Below are 15,810 nucleotides of genomic sequence, written 5' to 3' on the forward strand. Positions count from 1 at the left end.
AAGCGAACTTGTTCGCAAGCCGAGCCTAGAAGTTCTTGGGTGGCGTACTTTGACACCCTAGAACTTCTTCTCACACTTCAATCCCCCGCATGGCCAGCGCTTTGGTCTGCAGCTCGCTCAGCTTATAGAATGTTCCCTTCTTCGCCAGCAGCTCCTCATGGGTGCCCGACTCCGTAAGCCTCCCGTCGTCCAGCACGATCAGATGGGTGGCGTTTCGCAGGGTGGAGAGCCTGTGGGCGATGGACAGCACCGTCCTGCCCTTCTCCAGCCGCTCCAGGGATTTCTGGATGGCCAGCTCCGTCTCCGTATCCACCGCGGAGGTGGCCTCGTCCAGAATCAGTATCTTCGGATCCGCCAGGATGGCCCTGGCGATGGAGATCCGCTGCTTTTCACCTCCCGAAAGCGAGCGGCTGGAGGAACCCAGCAGGGTATCGTACCCCTCCGGCATCTTGCAGATGAAGTCATGGGCATTGGCCTGTACCGCCGCGTGGATGATCTCCTCCCTGGTAGCGTCCGGCCTGGCGTAGGCGATGTTCTCCGCCACCGTGCCCATGAAGATGTAGGTCTCCTGGGATACCATGGCCACATTCCTGCGCAGCTCCTGGAAGCCGTAGCGCTTCACGTTGACCCCGTCCACCAGCACCTCCCCCTCCTGGGTGTCATAGAGCCTGGAGATCAGGTTCACCAGCGTGGACTTGCCCGCGCCGGAGCGCCCCACGATGCCGAACACCTCCCCCGCCTCCACATGGAAGCTGATGTCCTTCAGGATAGGCTTGTGGGCCTCATAGCCGAAGGTCACGTTCCGCAGCTCGATCTCGCCCCGCAGCTCCCCGGGCCGCAGGGGATCCGGCACCTCCTTCACCTCCGGCACCGCGTCGATGATCTCGAACATGCGCTGGGCGGAGTTCATGCACTGGGTGTACCAGCGGATGGCCCGGGAGAAAAAGTCCAAGGGCCACTGGAGCTGTCCCACATAGCCGGAAAACGTGATCAGCAGCCCCAGCTCGATGTCCGCGCCGCCGATGATCATAGCGCCGCCCACGGCCCACACCAGGAAGCTGATGGTATCCTCCACGGAGCGGTACAGCGCATAGAATTTGTTGTCATACCGGGCAAGGTCCATCTCTGCCGTGCGCACCTTGCCATTGTTCTTCTTGAAGCGGGTCATCTCCTGCTCCTGCTGGCCAAAAGCCTTCACCACCCGGGCTCCCGTGAAGTTCTCGTTCATCTGCCCTTTCAGGCGGCGGTTGGCCCGGTGCCGCTTCCCGTAATAATGCCACAGATGGGGCATCATCCGGTAGCTGATCACCACCAGCACCGGCATCAGGATGACGGACATCAGCGCAAGCAGGGGATCCAGCAGGAACATGATGACAATCGTGGCCAGTATGGTCCCCACATTGACGAAGAAATTCGGGATGCCGTCTATCAGGAAGCTGGAAATCTCCTCCGCGTCGTCGGACACCCGGGTCATCAGGCCGCCGGTCTGCCTCTTGGAATAGAAGCTGATGGACAGCCGCCCCATGGAGGAGAACACCTGGCTCTTCAGCGTAGCCACCACCGACGGTGCAATCCGCGCGGCCAGCACGCCCTGGAGCACGGCCAGCCCCTGGAGAATCACCTTTGTGACGATCATGGAGATGACCAGCACGGTCAATGCGGTCACGAAGCGACCGGCCGGCAGATGCAGCAGCGCCAGGAACTCCTCGTTGCGGGCCAGCACCTGATCGTACAGGACGGTTCCGCTTAGGTACGGCCACACCAGGTTCAGCACCGCCGAGCCGATATAGCACAGGACCATGATGACCAGATATTTCATATAAGGCTTAAAATAGGACAGCACCCGGAACAGGATGGACTTCTTGTCCATGCACTTGGGGCAGACCTTCCGCTCCTGGTCGGGATAGATCATGCCGCACTTGGGGCAGCACTCCTTTCCCTTCTCCACGTTCAGGTCCTCCCCGGTGATCTCCTCCGCCTTCTTCAGCTTCTGGAAAATGCTGCAGACCTTGAGGAAGATTCCCATCTTGGTATTGGAAAAATGGCAGAGGTTGCGCTCCACCCCGTCGATTTTAGCCATCAGCACCCCTGTGCCACCTGGCGCAGCACTTCCATCTCCTCCACCCTGTCCAATTCGAATATCTGCAGGGCGGGCTCCGCCCCGAGAGCGGCGTCCTCCTCTATCTGCCATCCGCCGTACCCGCCGAAGCGGTATTCCACGGTCTGCCCCTTCTCCGTCTTCTCCCGGTAGGGGTAGGCGGCCACCAGCAGCTTCTCCTTCGTGAGGGCCACGATGGTATCGGCGAACCGGTACTCCATATCGAAATCAGCCATCGCCGCGAAGATGATGCCCTCTTCCTTCACGCCGTACTTCCCGGCAATGCTGACAAAACTTTTCGGTAACTTCATTCCACACTCCTCCCATTTCCTCTCCCGGCCCCACAGAACGCATTCCGCTCATAAAAAAACCATGGCTCCTACACACGGGTAGCCATGGTCCACTCTACGCATTCTGTTCCTGACATGCAAGACTAGCGATGAACTCAATCTGCAATGGAATGTCCTGTTCCCATGAAACGACTTCATTCCATGGAACAGCCCCTTTCCACTTCCCCGGGAGGCGATTTTCTGACTGTTTTCCGTTGTGATATCTGATTCCTTCTCAATGTAGTCTTCATAATTGCTGCCTCCTTTCCTTTACTTTTCAGACTAAAGTTTAGTATAAGCACATTTTTTAAGAATGTCAACCGCTTTTTTCCAAAATACGTTAAAATTTCTTAAAAAGACTGTATTAGCTCTTTCAGGGGGCATGCCGCCTTTTCTGCCTACGCTCTGAACGCTTCATATATGTCGTTCAGCAATATGCCCTCAGGGTCGCAGCCGTATTCCCAGAACATAATGCCGCCCAGCCCTTTTTCCCTGACGTAGTCTGCCTTGATCCGTAGGCTCTCCCCGTCGTCATAGCTGATGAAGCAGTCTCCGTTGAACAGATAGGGAGCCTTGCCCGCATCATCCCAATAGCGTTTGTAGCCGTTCTTGTCTATGTAGTCCTGTGCAAGCTCCCGGTATCCCGGGCCGCCCATTCCCACCGTTCCGGCTTCCCGGCCCAGGCCGTCTCCGCCGCCCTTTACCTCTTTCCAGAGCCTTGCGTAAAAAGGTACGCCCACTATCAGCTTCTCAGCCGGCACGCCTGCCTCCAGGAACGCTTTCACCGCCTTGTCCACGCATACGTCGAACAGATTGGTCGTCCCGGGATACAGGGAGGCGTGATGTCCCGTCACTTTGACGAAGCCGCCCTGGAGATCATAGGTCATCAGCTGTACATAGTCCAGATATTCCTGCGCCTGCGCCATGTCCGTATGCAGGGTAAAATAAGTGTCTCCCCCTGCGGCGATGGTGAGCATCCTGCCGCTTCCCAGGGCGTCCAGCTCCTGACGCAGTTTCGCCAGGAACAATGTGAAGTTCTCCTTGTCCCGCATATCGGCCGCGATTCCCGCAAGGGCGAAGCAGGGATACTCCCAGTCGATGTCTATGCCGTCCAGCTTATACGCCGCCACCAGCGCGGCCGCGCTCTTTGCCGCCTTCTCCCGGGTGTCCTCCGTCATGGCTGCCTGCGAGAAGCCGTCCGCGCTCCAGCCTCCGATGGAAAGGATGATTTTGATTTCCGGATGGATCCTGCGGATGCGCTCCAGATCCTTCTCCTTTCCCGCGCCTTCCTCCCATACAGTTTCGTTATCCTGGATATGCCCAAACGCAATATTGATTACATCCAGCTTTCTGATGTCCTCCTCCCGCATTTGACCCAGATTTCTGGTCCCTACATAGCCGATCACTTTCTTCTCATTCATTGCCATCAACCTCCTCTTTCTGACCATTCTGTAGTATCTCTTTAAATATAATTACGTTTTTGAAGAATGTCAACAAAAAAGACAGCCTTTCCGAAAAATATCCGGTCCGGCTGTCCTTTTGATAGATTTTTACCCGATTTACATCGGCTTGTCTGACTATTCCGCTGTCTTCACGGAAGTGATATGGGGATTGACGCCCTCGTACCAGTACAGGAAGCCTTCCATGTCGATCTTGTCCCCGATGTTCAGCCCCTGCACTGCCTTGTATACATCAGTGCTGCTGTCGCACAGGTAGGACTCCACGGTGAAGGTATAGGTCTGGCCGTTCAGGGAGACATTGAAGTACAGGTCGTCGCCCTCCTGGCCGGAGCCGTCCCAGTTGTACAGGAACGCCACATCATTCCCGTCCGCGTCCTTGATATTATTGCCGTCCGCATCCTTGCAGGGCTCTACGGTCATGCCCTTGAATGCCACGAACTTGTTCTGATGCTTGATCAGGTCGTCGCTTCCCAGCAGGGAGGTGACGTCCTCCACAGGCGCTATGTAGTTCCCCTCCAGGATTTCAAAGGTAGCTCCCTCGGCAACCTCCACCTCACCGGACCACTCGGTCTTATAGCCTGTGACCTTGATCTTGGTGCCGGGAACCAGCTTCTCGTAGTCCTCTTCGGAGCAGACCATGTTGTACACGAAATAAGCGCCGTCCTTGTCCTGGGTGTAAACGGTTGCCTTATCCTCCCACCAGGACTGCTTAGCCTGAACATATGTCTCGATTACGACTTCGGACTCCAGAGCGGCCGCATCATATTCCGCATAGGTCATGACGCCCTCGGATTTTGCCTCCGTACCTTCCGCTCCTTCCGTACCGGCCTCAGAGCCTTCGGCATCTCCTTCCTCACCGGCCTCAGAGCTGTCCTGGGCTTCGGACTCCTCTTCTGTGCTGGCTTCGGAGCTGTCCTGAGCTTCAGACTCCTGGCTGGCGTCAGCTTCGGAGCTGTCCTGAGCTTCGGACTCCTCTTCTGTGCTGGCTTCGGAGCTGTCCTGGACTTCGGAATTCACATCAGAGCTGCCCTGGGAATCACCCTCAGAGCCGCAGGCCACACATGTGAACACCAGCGCGGCAGTCAACAGCAACGTTGAAAACTTTTTCATATCTTATCCTCCTTTTTAAAGAACACTGCCTTACAGCGATGCGCTCCGCGGCATGCCCTTCTGCGTATTATGACGGAAAAAGACCTGTTCTTTTTCCATCATCAATACTTGAAAATTATTATACAAGATTTCTTTGATAAATCAATAGTCAAAAGTGATAGTTATTTTATACTATCCCGTATTTTCCCGGCACAATATACAAAGCCGAAATCCATCGGAGCCTGATAGCAGACGGGGAAGATAAGACAGAAAAGGCGGAAAAAAGGAAGCTGCCGCCTCCCGGATTTCCACCCGTTCCGGCCGCAGCTTCCCACGCCTTACAACAATACGCTATACGATAATACGTTACAAGAAATACCGTTGCCCATCAATCCTTTGCCCCGCTCAAATATCCAGCAGATTGCTGTATGCCTTCAGCGCGCCGTCCGTGTCATGGGCCAGCACCTTCTTGGCCAGGACCTTGCCGAGCTGCACGCCCTCTTGGTCGAAGCTGTTGATGTTCCACACGAATCCCTGATACATGACCTTATTCTCGAAGTGGGACAAGAGCGCTCCCAGGGCCTGGGGGGTCAACTGCTCTCCCGCGATGATGCTGGAGGGACGTCCGCCCGCAAAGTTCTTGTTGCGGTTCTCGTCCGCCTTGCCGCAGGCGAAAGCCACAATCTGGGCCGCCACATTGGCGCAGAGCTTCTGCTGGCTGGTGCTGTCCTGAATCACCACGTCCCGCTCCATCTGGTTCTTCCGGAAGCCCACGAACTGCAGGGGGATGATGTCCGTGCCCTGGTGCAGGAGCTGGTAGAAGGAATGCTGGCCGTTGGTGCCGGGCTCGCCGAAGATCACAGGGCCTGTGGAATACTCCACCGACTCGCCGAAGCGGTTCACGGACTTGCCGTTGGACTCCATGTCCAACTGCTGCAGATGGGCCGGGAAGCGGCTCAGGGCCTGGGAGTAAGGCAGCACGGCCGTATTCTGGTAGCCCAGCACATTGCGCTCGTAAACGCCGATCAGGGCGTCCAGCATGGCAGGGTTCGCCAGGATATCCTTATTGCAGGCAAGTTTGTCTTCCTCCGCCGCTCCCTCCAGGAACCGGGCGAAGACTTCCGGACCAAAGGCCAGGGACAGGACCGCGCCGCCCACGCCGGAGGTAGAGGAGAACCGGCCGCCGATATAGTCGTCCATGAAGAATGCGGCCAGATAATCATCGCTCTTCGCCAAAGGAGATGTCTCGCTGGTGACGGCGATCATATGCCTGGAGGCGTCCAGTCCGGCGTTCTTCAGAGCGTCCTTCACGAAGGATTCATTGGTCAGGGTCTCCAGAGTGGTGCCGGATTTGGACACCAGCACGAAAAGGGAGCGCTCCACGTCAATGGTGTTCAGCACTGCCGCCGCGTCGTCGGGATCCACATTGCTGATGAACCTGGCTTCCATCTTAAAGGTGCCGTTCACCCTGGCCCAGTTCTCCAGAGCAAGGTACATGGCGCGGGGGCCCAGGTCGCTGCCGCCGATGCCGATCTGCACCACAGTGGTGAATTTCTCCCCTGCGGCATTGGTGATCTCGCCACTGTGGACTTTGTTCGCCAGCTCCGCGATTTTTCGTTGCTGCTCCACATAGAAGCCGCGCTTGTCCACGCCGTCGGCCACAACGGCCTCCCCCAACTGCCCTCTCGTCAGATGATGGAGCACCATGCGCTTCTCGCCGGTGTTGATCACTTCTCCATTGTAGAGAGCTTCGAACTTCTCCACGAGCTGCATCTCCTCCGCCAGCTTGGCGAAAGTCTCCAGGGCCTTGTCGTCCACCTGCTTTGCCGCATAGTTGAACGCCAGACCGGCCGCCATGGGAACGCTGTACTTCTTCACGCGCTCCGCGCCGCCCTCTCCGGCCATGGCCTCCGTCAGGTTTACAGGAGCCACCTTCAGCAGTTCCTGATATGCGGAAACAGTATCCAGATTTTTCCAGGTAATCATGAATTGATTCCCTCCTTTATTTTAATATATTATATAGCATGGACATCCCCCCGGATTTCATGGCCGGGAGCATGGACATGGCATATTATCGAACTATCGTCTTTTTTTCTTCGCTCTTTCAAACGCGATATAGCCAAGCATCAGCGCCCAGGCTCCGGCCAGCGCCGACAGAAGCAGCACCGCAGGCCCGGGAAGCGGCCCCAGGTCGGATTTCCCCTCCTTGGAGGAGCCCTGCTGCTCCAGCTGGTCCAAATGGTGCCGGGAGGCCATGTCGCTGTAAAGCTTCTCGTAGTAGGCGTCATCCACAGTCTGGGAACGGCGGATGGATTTCACCGTCTCCTCGATCAGCTGGCCCGCGGCATCCCGCAGGGAGGCCGATCCGTTGAACACAGGCGTCACAAAGGTATGGTCCACATTCTCCAGCAGAAGCTTCGTGGCCTTGATCTTCACCTCGTAGTGGAGGGCATTGTCCTCGCCGCAGCCTGACAGGTACTCCTGATACTCCGGGGATTCCTGGGCCCTGGAGGTCACGGGCACATACCCTTCCGTCTCCGCATAGGCAATCTGCACCTCATTGGTCAGCAGATACTGGGCAAACAGCCATGAGGCCAGCACCTCCTGGGGATCCTCCTTGTTGAAGACGCAGACCGACGGGCCCTGGGATATCATCTGCGGATTCGACGTGTCGAACTGGGGGATGGCCATGACCTCCGTCTCGAATTCCACCAGCTTGTCGGCGCTGATGTCTATCAGGGGCGCATCGCTTCCCATCCAGGTAGCCCCTGCCGTGGAGTCGATGGCGAAGATGCACTGCCCCGCGTTCAGGAAGTTGGCCGGGTAGCTGGAAATCTTGAAGGTGGAGAAGGCTCCGGTCCTGGTGTGCGCCGCTATGGTCTCCAGCAGCTCCTTCGTGTCGTCGGAGAAGAGCAGGATCTCCCCCTCCTCGGTGGAATAGCCCGCGCCTTTCTGCCGAATCTGCTGTATCATCATGTTGTCGGTGGACTTATAGATGAAGGGAATCATCACATCCTGGCCGTTCACCAGGTAGTTCCCCTCCTCGTCCATGGCCATGGCGGCCTCGGAGACCTCCCAGACGAAATCCCATGTAAGAGTATCCGGCAGTTCGTACCCCAGCTTTTCCACGTAGGTCTTGTTGATATAGCAGCTTTCCGTGGAGCGCATGTAGGGTATGGCGTAATAATGGCCGCCAAAGGCGCATTCCTCCAGAAACCGGGGGATGATCTCCTCCCTGGAAGGGGCGTCGAAGCGGACCTCGCTGCCCCCCAGGCCGTATCTGTCGTCATCGAACAATCCCTCCAGCGGGACCACCTGGTTGACGCCCGTCAGATAGGTGGCGATATGGTCCGGATAGGTGACGCACACATTGGGCGTGGTATTGGTGGCGATGTTCGTTATCACATCGTTATAGATTTTCCCATAATCCGTGTACAGGCGCAGGTTCACCCTGATATTGGGGTACAGCTCCTGGAAATCGGCGATGGCCTGTTCGTAGATGGCCGTCTGGGTCTTGTTCGTATCGTTCTTGGCCCAGAAGGTGATTTCATGCTCTCTCCCCGCGTCAAAGGACTCCGGAATGGCGAAAGCGTCCAGCCCCTTGGATCCGTGGCAGCCGGTGAGCAGGAACACACAGCCCATGAGAGCCGCCAGAAGCGGGAGGAAAGGGCCCTTTGCACTGTGGCTCCTCTTCTCTTCCTTGTTCATCCCTTGGTCCCTCCTCTCGATACGCCTGCCATGATCTTCTTGTGGAAAATCAAAAACAGCACAATCAGGGGCAGCGAAATCACCACCACTGCCGCCATCATGGCCGGGATGTTCTCTCGGCCGAAGCCGTTCTCCCGGATTTCCTGGATGCCGTTGGAGACCAGGTAATAGGCCTCGTCATCCGTGATCAGCCTGGGCCACACATAGGAATTCCAGCATTCTATCACCTTCAGGATCGTCACGGTGATCAGTGTGGGCCTGGATATGGGCACCAGGACCTTCAGCAGATACTTCATATCCGAAGTGCCGTCCACCTTGGCCGCTTTGTACAGGCTGTCCGGCACCTGCTCGAAATTCTCCTTCAGCAGATAGATATAGAAGACGGAGGTGACGGACGGCAGTATGAGTCCCTGAAAGGTATTGCGCATGTCCAGGTTGGTGATGGTCACGAAATTTGTGATGATCACCAGCTCGTTGGGAATCATCATCAGGGACAGGAACAGGAGGAAAGCCCCATTCCGCCCCCGGAACTCCAGCCTGGCAAAGGCGAAGGCCGCCAGAGTGATCACCACGATCATGACAGCCGTGGTCAGCAGGGTGAAGATGACCGTATTTACGAAATAACGTGCAAGAGGGACTGCTGTAAAGGCATCCACGTAATTTTGCAGCGTCGGCGACAGGGTGAAGAATTTCGGGATGCTTTCCGAGTTATATGCGCCGTAGCTCTTCACGGATGTCAGTATCATCCAGTAAAAGGGGAACAGCACGATGACGGCCCATATAATCAGGAAGAAATAGGTGATGGCGCCGGCCGTCCTCCTCTGCCTCTTATAATCATTTTTCCTTGTCCGGTTCATTTCCATAGCCTCCTGTCTCCCATCTGCCCCTGTTCCCTGAAAGTATGCCAAAAGGTATCAATAGTGCACGTTTTTCCTGCCGATCAGCAGATTTACGCAGGTAATCGTGAGAACAATGGCGAACAGGATGATAGCCGCCGCCGATGCATAGGACGGATAGCCGCCGCTGTCTCCGTACAGCATGTCGTATACATAGCCCACTATGGTATTCATCCCCGCCGCGTTCAAATTCGTGCCGAACAATGCCACGGCATCGCTGTATGCCTTGAAGGCCCCGATGAAGCCTGTGATGACCAGGTAGAAGATCATGGGCGATATCATGGGCAAAGTGATCCGTATGAAGGTACGGAATTTCGATGTGCCGTCCACCCTGGCCGCTTTGTAATAGTCCTGGTTGACGGAAGCCAGGGCGCTGGTGAGGATCAGGATCTTGAAGGGCATCACCACCCATATGGTATAAAGGCACAGCACGAACATCTTCGCCCAGTAGGGCCCGTCGATGAAGTCCACGGATTCCCCGCCGAACCACTGAATCAGGAGATTCACCAGACCGTCGGAATAAGCGGTTTTCTTGAACAGGATCATGAATACCAGCCCCACCGCCAGGGTGTTGGTCACATAGGGCAGGAAGTAGATTGTCTGCAGGAGGTTCCGCAGCGGCTTTATGGAATCCAGCCCCACGGAGATCAGCAGGGCGATTCCCGTGGACAGGGGCACCGTGATGATCACCAGCAGGAAGGTATTCTTCAGGGCCTGCAGGAAATACGGATCGTGGAGCACATAGGAGTAATTGTAGGTCCCCGTGCCGAAATAGGTCTGGGATGCGGAATTGTAGCCCTCCTCAAAGGAATAGACGAACACGTCTATCAGTGGGTACACCATGAAAAAACCGAGAAACAGGATTGCAGGCAGCAGGTACAGCCAGCCCTTCATGCTGTTGAAACGGGTCTTCCACGAGCCAGCCCCGGAATGCTTCCCTTCCATTTTCCGCTTGTCCATGTCTTGCTCCTATCTGTCCGTCGCGCCGGGTTGACACGGCCTGCACACATTCATGTGGGGCGCTGCGCGCTGCTACGAACTCTTTTTCGTCATTTTCCGCCTTTTTTGACTTTTTATTTCTGCTTTTTCCCAAATTATTGCTTTTCCTATATTCCACATGTTTCTGTGCGGTCTTTCGCATATCTCTCTGATTCCTGCGTTCATCATGGGCTTAGGACAGCGTCAAAGCCGGGAAATTGCAGACGCGTCAAATTCTATCCGCTCTTCCGTCCTTCTGTCAAAGAGGAACACTTTGCCTGGCTTTAAGTCGAACCTGACCTGGCGGGCATCCATGGAGACTTCTGCCATGTTCTCCGACCCGATGATGGCCCGGATCGCAGGCGACAGGGAAGCGCTGTTGGCACAGACCACGCTGATATCGCGCCCCATGACCTCCACGCCGCTCAGCTCACAGCCAAAGGCCCCGCCCTTCCGCAGCAGGAATCCCTCGGGCCGGATGCCGGCATAGACAGGACCCTCGGCCGCTCCCTTTACCGGAAGGACCGCATCCTTACCAATGGTTAGCCAGCCGTCCTTCACCTGTCCCTCGAAGACATTGACAGGCGGGGTTCCCAGGAATTTCGCCACGAACAGATTCGCCGGGCTGTCGTAGACCTCCCGGGGCCTGCCGATCTGCTGCACCATGCCGTCCTTCATGACCACGATCATGTCGGAAATGCTCATGGCCTCCTCCTGATCGTGGGTCACGAAAATGGTGGTGATCCCGGTCTCTTTCTGAATCCGCTTGATCTCCTCCCTGGTCTGGAGCCTTAGGCGGGCGTCCAGGTTGGAAAGGGGCTCGTCCAGAAGCAGGACCCTTGGCCGCTTCACCAGGGCCCTGGCGATTGCCACCCGCTGCTGCTGGCCGCCGGAGAGCTCTCCGGGCCTGCGCTCCATCAGCTCGTCTATCTGCACCAGTCTGGCCGCATCCATGGCCTTCTCCAGCATTTCGGCTTTGGAGAGCTTATCCTTGCCCTTTAGGTTCTCCAGGGGAAAGAGGATGTTCTGCCTCACGGTGAGATGGGGGTACAGGGCGTAGTTCTGAAAGACCAGCCCGATGCCCCTGTGCTCCGGCGGAAGGCCTGTCACATCTTCCTCTCCGAAGAAGACCTGGCCGCTGGTGGGCTTCTCCAGGCCGCTGATCAGGTTCAATGTGGTGCTCTTGCCGCAGCCCGATGGCCCCAGCAATCCAATCAGCTTGCCGTCCGGAATCTCGAAGTCGAAGTCGTTGACGGCTATGACATCCGCTTTGTTCTTTTTGTCCCGGCCGGGGAATTTCTTCGTCAGATTCCGCAATACTACTTTCATGATATTTCTCCTTGTCTGTTTGGAGTTTTTTTATCTATTTTTTTCTAGTTTCTTTCCTGCATTTGCCGCCAGATCCTTTACCACTTCGCCCGCGATGATCAGCCCTGCCACGGACGGCACAAAGGCGACGCTCCCCGGGATGCTGCGCCGTTTTGCGTCCCGGTTCTGGCCCTCTGCCTGGCTTTCCGCGGATTCTCCCTCATCGCAGCCGTCCCCCTCCGATTCTTTCGGGATGACGGGCAGTTCCTGGGAATACACCACTTTCAGGCTCTCCACGCCGCGCTTTTTCAATTCCCGGCGCATGACCTTCGCCAGGGGGCAGACCTTTGTCTCATAGATGTCCGCCACCCGGAACGCAGCGGCATCCAGCTTGTTCCCGGCTCCCATGCTGCTGATGATGGGCGTATCGGTTTCCTTTGCCCGCATTGCCAGCGCCAGCTTGGCGGTCACGGTATCCACCGCGTCTACTACATAGTCGTATTCTTCAAAAGGAAAGGATGAGGCGTTTTCCGGCAGGAAGAAGCATTGGTGTACCGCGACCTCCGCCTCCGGGTTGATGTCCAGGATGCGCTCCCGCATCACGTCCACCTTACAGCGTCCAAGCGTGCTCCTGGCAGCTATGATCTGTCGGTTCAGGTTCGTCAGGCTTACCCTGTCGTCATCCACCAGGACAAAAGCGCCGATGCCGCTGCGGGCAAGGGCCTCGCATACATGCCCGCCTACGCCGCCTATGCCGAACACGGCCACTCTCGATTCACGCAGCCGCTCCATCGCCGCTTTTCCCAGCAGCAGCTGGGTCCTTGCAAACTGTCCTGTCATCTTCTTCCCGTCCCTGTCTCTCCGATTTATGCTGCGCGCTGAAAGGACGCCAGCCATGATTCTATTTTGCACCCGTTTCGTCCAAAATGCAATGCCCTATGTAATAAAATCCGTGGCACTCATCCAGGGACACCGGAACAATCTTTCCAATCATGGAAGCGTCCCCGGGCAGATGGACGATGGTGTTGTTGGACAGTCGGCCTGTGACCATGGGGACATTGTTCTCAGTGGAATGCTTTTCTTTTATGGAATGCATCTCTTCCATGGAACGCCTGTCCTCCATGATTTCCTCAATCAGAGCATCCATGATCCGGCCCTGATATTTCGCCGCCTGTTCTCTGGCAGTGTCCTGGACTACTTTCAGGAGCCTGTCGAAGCCTTCCCTCACCTGCTCCGGCGGCACCTGGTTCTCCATGGCGGCCGCAGGCGTGCCGGTTCGCTTGGAGTAGATGAAGGTAAAGGCATTGTCGTATTTCACCCTGCGCACCATGTCGATGGTCTCCTCCAGATCCTCGGCTGTCTCTCCCGGGAATCCCACGATGATGTCGGTAGTGATGGCGATGTCGGGTATCTCCCTGCGGATGCGGTCTGCCAGCTCTATGTACTGCTCCCTTGTATAGCGCCTGTTCATCTGCTGGAGGATCCTGGTGGAACCGGACTGCAGGGGCAGATGGAGGTGGCGGCAGATTTTCTTCGACTGCTTCATGACCGCTATCAGTTCCTCCGAGAGATCCTTGGGGTGGGAGGTCATGAAACGGATGCGCTCCAGCCCTTCAATCTGTTCCACCTTCCGCAGAAGCTGGGCAAAGGTGATGGGCTCGTCCAGGTTCTTTCCATAGGAATTCACGTTCTGCCCCAGCAGCATGACTTCCACCACGCCCTCCGCCACCAGGCGCTCTATCTCCCGTATGATCTCCCCGGGTTCCCTGCTGCGCTCCCGCCCTCTCACATAGGGCACGATGCAGTAGCTGCAGAAATTGTTGCAGCCGAACATGATATTGATGCCGGATTTGTACGGGTATTTGCGCTCCACCGGCAGATCTTCTACGATTTTATCCGTATCTTTCCAGATGTCGATCAGCATCCCTTCCGACTCGAAAGAGGCGCTGAGGAGCTCCGCGAATTTATAGATATTGTGGGTGCCAAAAATCAGGTCGATAAAGGAGTAGCTTTTCTTCAGTTTTTCGATTACCGTGGCTTCCTGCATCATACAGCCGCAGAGGGCCACTTTCATCCGGGGATTGGCCTTTTTATACCGTTTCAGCACGCCCAGCCTGCCGTAGACCCGCTGGTTGGCATTGTCCCGGACGGTGCAGGTATTGTAGATGACGAAGTCCGCCTGCTCGCTGTCGGTAGGGGAAAAGCCGATTGCTTCCAGGATGCCCAGGAGCTTTTCGGAGTCCCGGGCGTTCATCTGGCAGCCGAATGTGGTGACGCAGGCGGTGGGGGTGCGTCCGTTTTTTTCCTCAAAATCCTTCACCCATCCCCGGCACTTTGCCATAAAGTAGTATTGCCTGGACGGTTCTTCTGTGGGCGGGTTTGAATTTATATTTATTTTATGTAAATCAATTTTATTGGAAATGCTTTCTTCCCTAGACATTTTCTCTTGACTTTCTTCCCTTTCTAATAAACATGTATTCCGTTTCCAGAATGTCTTGTCACTCAGTTTCTTTATTTCTGCTGTTTTTTATACGATACCAATGTCATCTTTTCGTTTATCGGTTTAAACTCTCCTGTCTGAGAATACCCCATTTTTTCATATAAGTAGCAGTTTCCTTTTTCTTCCAATATGGTTTCTAATTCCCAGTCAGAATATCCATGTTTTTCTTCTGCTAATTTTATTGCCTTTTGCGCCAATCCTCTATTTCTATATTCCGGCATTACAAAAACAGGTGATATTCGCTTGGTTACACCGTATTCATGTTTATCAACAATTCTTATAGCACCTATTGCCATACTATTTGCAATGATAAAGTAGTAATAAGTAAATGGCTGTTCTAATCTCATGATTATCTTGTCCATAGGCTCTGTTGCAGGGCTGGTTTCTGTATCTTGATATTTATCATATAATTCTTTAAAAGCTGTCACTTGCATCTTCCACAGTTTTTCTGCATCTTCAATGCCTGCTCTCACCAATCTGACATCCATAGCAATTTTCTCCTCACCATCTATTTTTCAGCGCCCCTGATAGCGGTACTCCATCAGATAGCAGTCTCTCATTTTGCCCTCGTGCAGCTCATGCTCCGGTAGGCTCTTGATGATTCGGAATCCGGCTTTCTGATAACATTTAATCGCCCTGGTGTTATCCTGGTGGGGATCCATGATGACGGCATCGGCCTGTTTCTCTTCCTGAAGGAACTGTAAGACAAGCTTCAGGTATTCTGTACCGATTCCTCTGTTCCAGTAATCAGGCTCCCCGATGAACTGGTCGATGCCGTATACCGTCTCATTTCGGTTCTCATATCCGTATTCTTCGTAGGCTTCACCTGTAATGCTATATATCTGCCCATATCCAATGGGCTTACCGTCGTATTCCAGTATGACTTTTATCACATTTCCGCCATTTTCTTCATCCTCCTCAAAAAAATCTTCCTGTATCAGCTCCGGCGTATATCTCTTGTCTCTCCCCTCATAGAACTCCAGCACGCGCATATCCGTCATCCATTTGAGCAGCACTGCGGCATCATCGGAAGCCATGGTTCTTATCCTGATTTTATCCTGTATGATATCCAGCATTCCTCAGCGGGCGGGGCGGCCCGACTTTTCACTTCCTTTCATATATCAAGTCCACACCTGGTAAAGCCGAGCTTCTCAATCACTCTCTGCATGGCCAGGTTGTCTTCCCCTGATTACCCTCTCCCAATCAGCACACTGCTCCCCTCAAAAGCAAAGCCGTATTTCCTGATTCGTTCCGGCGCTATACCTCTGCTTAGCAGAGCCGTCTCGTACTGCTTCTCCTCAATCTGCTGCAAGGCCGACCTGACGCCGTCCTCCAAAGTCTCCTTTGGCTTTTCGCCAACTACCTTGAACTCGATGACAAAGGCTATGTCTCCGTCTTTCTTTGGCTCCAGCATGAGATCGGAAGAGCGTCGTGTAGGGAAAGA

At 55.1% G+C, this 15,810-nt stretch carries 13 protein-coding genes; all 13 read right to left on the reverse strand.

Annotated features, from left to right (window positions below; translation table 11 throughout):
* Positions 1-70 precede the first annotated feature (70 nt).
* The 13 genes from Q2B33_RS00775 to Q2B33_RS00835 all read right to left on the reverse strand — a co-directional run bounded on the left by Q2B33_RS00775 (position 71) and on the right by Q2B33_RS00835 (position 15,442).
* Entirely contained in the window at positions 71-2,080 is a 2,010-nt protein-coding gene (locus Q2B33_RS00775) for an ABC transporter ATP-binding protein (RefSeq protein WP_300822840.1), read from the reverse strand.
* A complete protein-coding gene (locus Q2B33_RS00780) occupies positions 2,080-2,409 on the reverse strand; it encodes a hypothetical protein (protein WP_300822834.1) in 330 nt (109 codons plus the stop codon). The genes Q2B33_RS00775 and Q2B33_RS00780 overlap by 1 nt, the downstream gene beginning before the upstream one ends.
* Before the next feature lie 416 nt (positions 2,410-2,825).
* Positions 2,826-3,848: a glycoside hydrolase family 18 protein gene (locus tag Q2B33_RS00785; RefSeq protein ID WP_300567161.1), complete on the reverse strand. Its 1,023-nt coding sequence runs from the start codon at positions 3,846-3,848 to the stop codon at positions 2,826-2,828.
* Positions 3,849-4,004: 156 nt separating this feature from the next.
* Positions 4,005-4,997 carry a hypothetical protein gene (locus Q2B33_RS00790; RefSeq protein ID WP_300782775.1) on the reverse strand — a complete coding sequence of 331 codons (993 nt, stop codon included), beginning with the start codon at positions 4,995-4,997 and terminating at the stop codon, positions 4,005-4,007.
* Between the two features lie 384 nt (positions 4,998-5,381).
* Positions 5,382-6,962 (reverse strand): glucose-6-phosphate isomerase, encoded by a 1,581-nt coding sequence (locus Q2B33_RS00795; protein WP_300782778.1) that lies wholly within the window; start codon positions 6,960-6,962, stop codon positions 5,382-5,384.
* A 93-nt stretch (positions 6,963-7,055) separates the two neighbouring features.
* Positions 7,056-8,684, reverse strand: a complete 1,629-nt coding sequence (locus Q2B33_RS00800; RefSeq protein WP_330684560.1) for an extracellular solute-binding protein — start codon at positions 8,682-8,684, stop codon at positions 7,056-7,058.
* Positions 8,681-9,541, reverse strand: a complete 861-nt coding sequence (locus Q2B33_RS00805) for a carbohydrate ABC transporter permease (protein ID WP_300567170.1) — start codon at positions 9,539-9,541, stop codon at positions 8,681-8,683. The genes Q2B33_RS00800 and Q2B33_RS00805 overlap by 4 nt, the downstream gene beginning before the upstream one ends.
* Positions 9,542-9,598: 57 nt before the next feature.
* Positions 9,599-10,540: a sugar ABC transporter permease gene (locus Q2B33_RS00810; RefSeq protein WP_330687945.1), complete on the reverse strand. Its 942-nt coding sequence runs from the start codon at positions 10,538-10,540 to the stop codon at positions 9,599-9,601.
* Between the two features lie 222 nt (positions 10,541-10,762).
* Positions 10,763-11,887 (reverse strand): ABC transporter ATP-binding protein, encoded by a 1,125-nt coding sequence (locus tag Q2B33_RS00815; protein WP_300782781.1) that lies wholly within the window; start codon positions 11,885-11,887, stop codon positions 10,763-10,765.
* Positions 11,888-11,917: 30 nt separating this feature from the next.
* Complete coding sequence (locus Q2B33_RS00820; protein WP_300567176.1) at positions 11,918-12,706, reverse strand: tRNA threonylcarbamoyladenosine dehydratase; 789 nt, start codon at positions 12,704-12,706, stop codon at positions 11,918-11,920.
* Between the two features lie 61 nt (positions 12,707-12,767).
* A complete protein-coding gene (miaB, locus tag Q2B33_RS00825) occupies positions 12,768-14,306 on the reverse strand; it encodes a tRNA (N6-isopentenyl adenosine(37)-C2)-methylthiotransferase MiaB (RefSeq protein ID WP_300567180.1) in 1,539 nt (512 codons plus the stop codon).
* 71 nt (positions 14,307-14,377) lie between these two features.
* Positions 14,378-14,854, reverse strand: coding sequence for a GNAT family N-acetyltransferase (locus Q2B33_RS00830; protein WP_300567183.1), 477 nt, complete (start codon positions 14,852-14,854; stop codon positions 14,378-14,380).
* Between the two features lie 27 nt (positions 14,855-14,881).
* On the reverse strand, positions 14,882-15,442 hold the full coding sequence (locus tag Q2B33_RS00835) for a GNAT family N-acetyltransferase (protein WP_300567186.1): 561 nt from the start codon (positions 15,440-15,442) through the stop codon (positions 14,882-14,884).
* Between the last annotated feature and the right edge of the window lie 368 nt (positions 15,443-15,810).

The organism is uncultured Acetatifactor sp., assembly GCF_948601915.1.
GTDB lineage: Bacteria > Bacillota > Clostridia > Lachnospirales > Lachnospiraceae > Acetatifactor.

Coding starts and splice junctions, on each gene's coding strand:
- Q2B33_RS00775 (WP_300822840.1), bottom strand. CDS start 2,080: ATGGCTAAAATCGACGGGGTGGAGCGCAACCTCTGCCATTTTTCCAAT.
- Q2B33_RS00780 (WP_300822834.1), bottom strand. CDS start 2,409: ATGAAGTTACCGAAAAGTTTTGTCAGCATTGCCGGGAAGTACGGCGTG.
- Q2B33_RS00785 (WP_300567161.1), bottom strand. CDS start 3,848: ATGAATGAGAAGAAAGTGATCGGCTATGTAGGGACCAGAAATCTGGGT.
- Q2B33_RS00790 (WP_300782775.1), bottom strand. CDS start 4,997: ATGAAAAAGTTTTCAACGTTGCTGTTGACTGCCGCGCTGGTGTTCACA.
- Q2B33_RS00795 (WP_300782778.1), bottom strand. CDS start 6,962: ATGATTACCTGGAAAAATCTGGATACTGTTTCCGCATATCAGGAACTG.
- Q2B33_RS00800 (WP_330684560.1), bottom strand. CDS start 8,684: ATGAACAAGGAAGAGAAGAGGAGCCACAGTGCAAAGGGCCCTTTCCTC.
- Q2B33_RS00805 (WP_300567170.1), bottom strand. CDS start 9,541: ATGAACCGGACAAGGAAAAATGATTATAAGAGGCAGAGGAGGACGGCC.
- Q2B33_RS00810 (WP_330687945.1), bottom strand. CDS start 10,540: ATGGACAAGCGGAAAATGGAAGGGAAGCATTCCGGGGCTGGCTCGTGG.
- Q2B33_RS00815 (WP_300782781.1), bottom strand. CDS start 11,887: ATGAAAGTAGTATTGCGGAATCTGACGAAGAAATTCCCCGGCCGGGAC.
- Q2B33_RS00820 (WP_300567176.1), bottom strand. CDS start 12,706: ATGACAGGACAGTTTGCAAGGACCCAGCTGCTGCTGGGAAAAGCGGCG.
- miaB (WP_300567180.1), bottom strand. CDS start 14,306: ATGTCTAGGGAAGAAAGCATTTCCAATAAAATTGATTTACATAAAATA.
- Q2B33_RS00830 (WP_300567183.1), bottom strand. CDS start 14,854: ATGGATGTCAGATTGGTGAGAGCAGGCATTGAAGATGCAGAAAAACTG.
- Q2B33_RS00835 (WP_300567186.1), bottom strand. CDS start 15,442: ATGCTGGATATCATACAGGATAAAATCAGGATAAGAACCATGGCTTCC.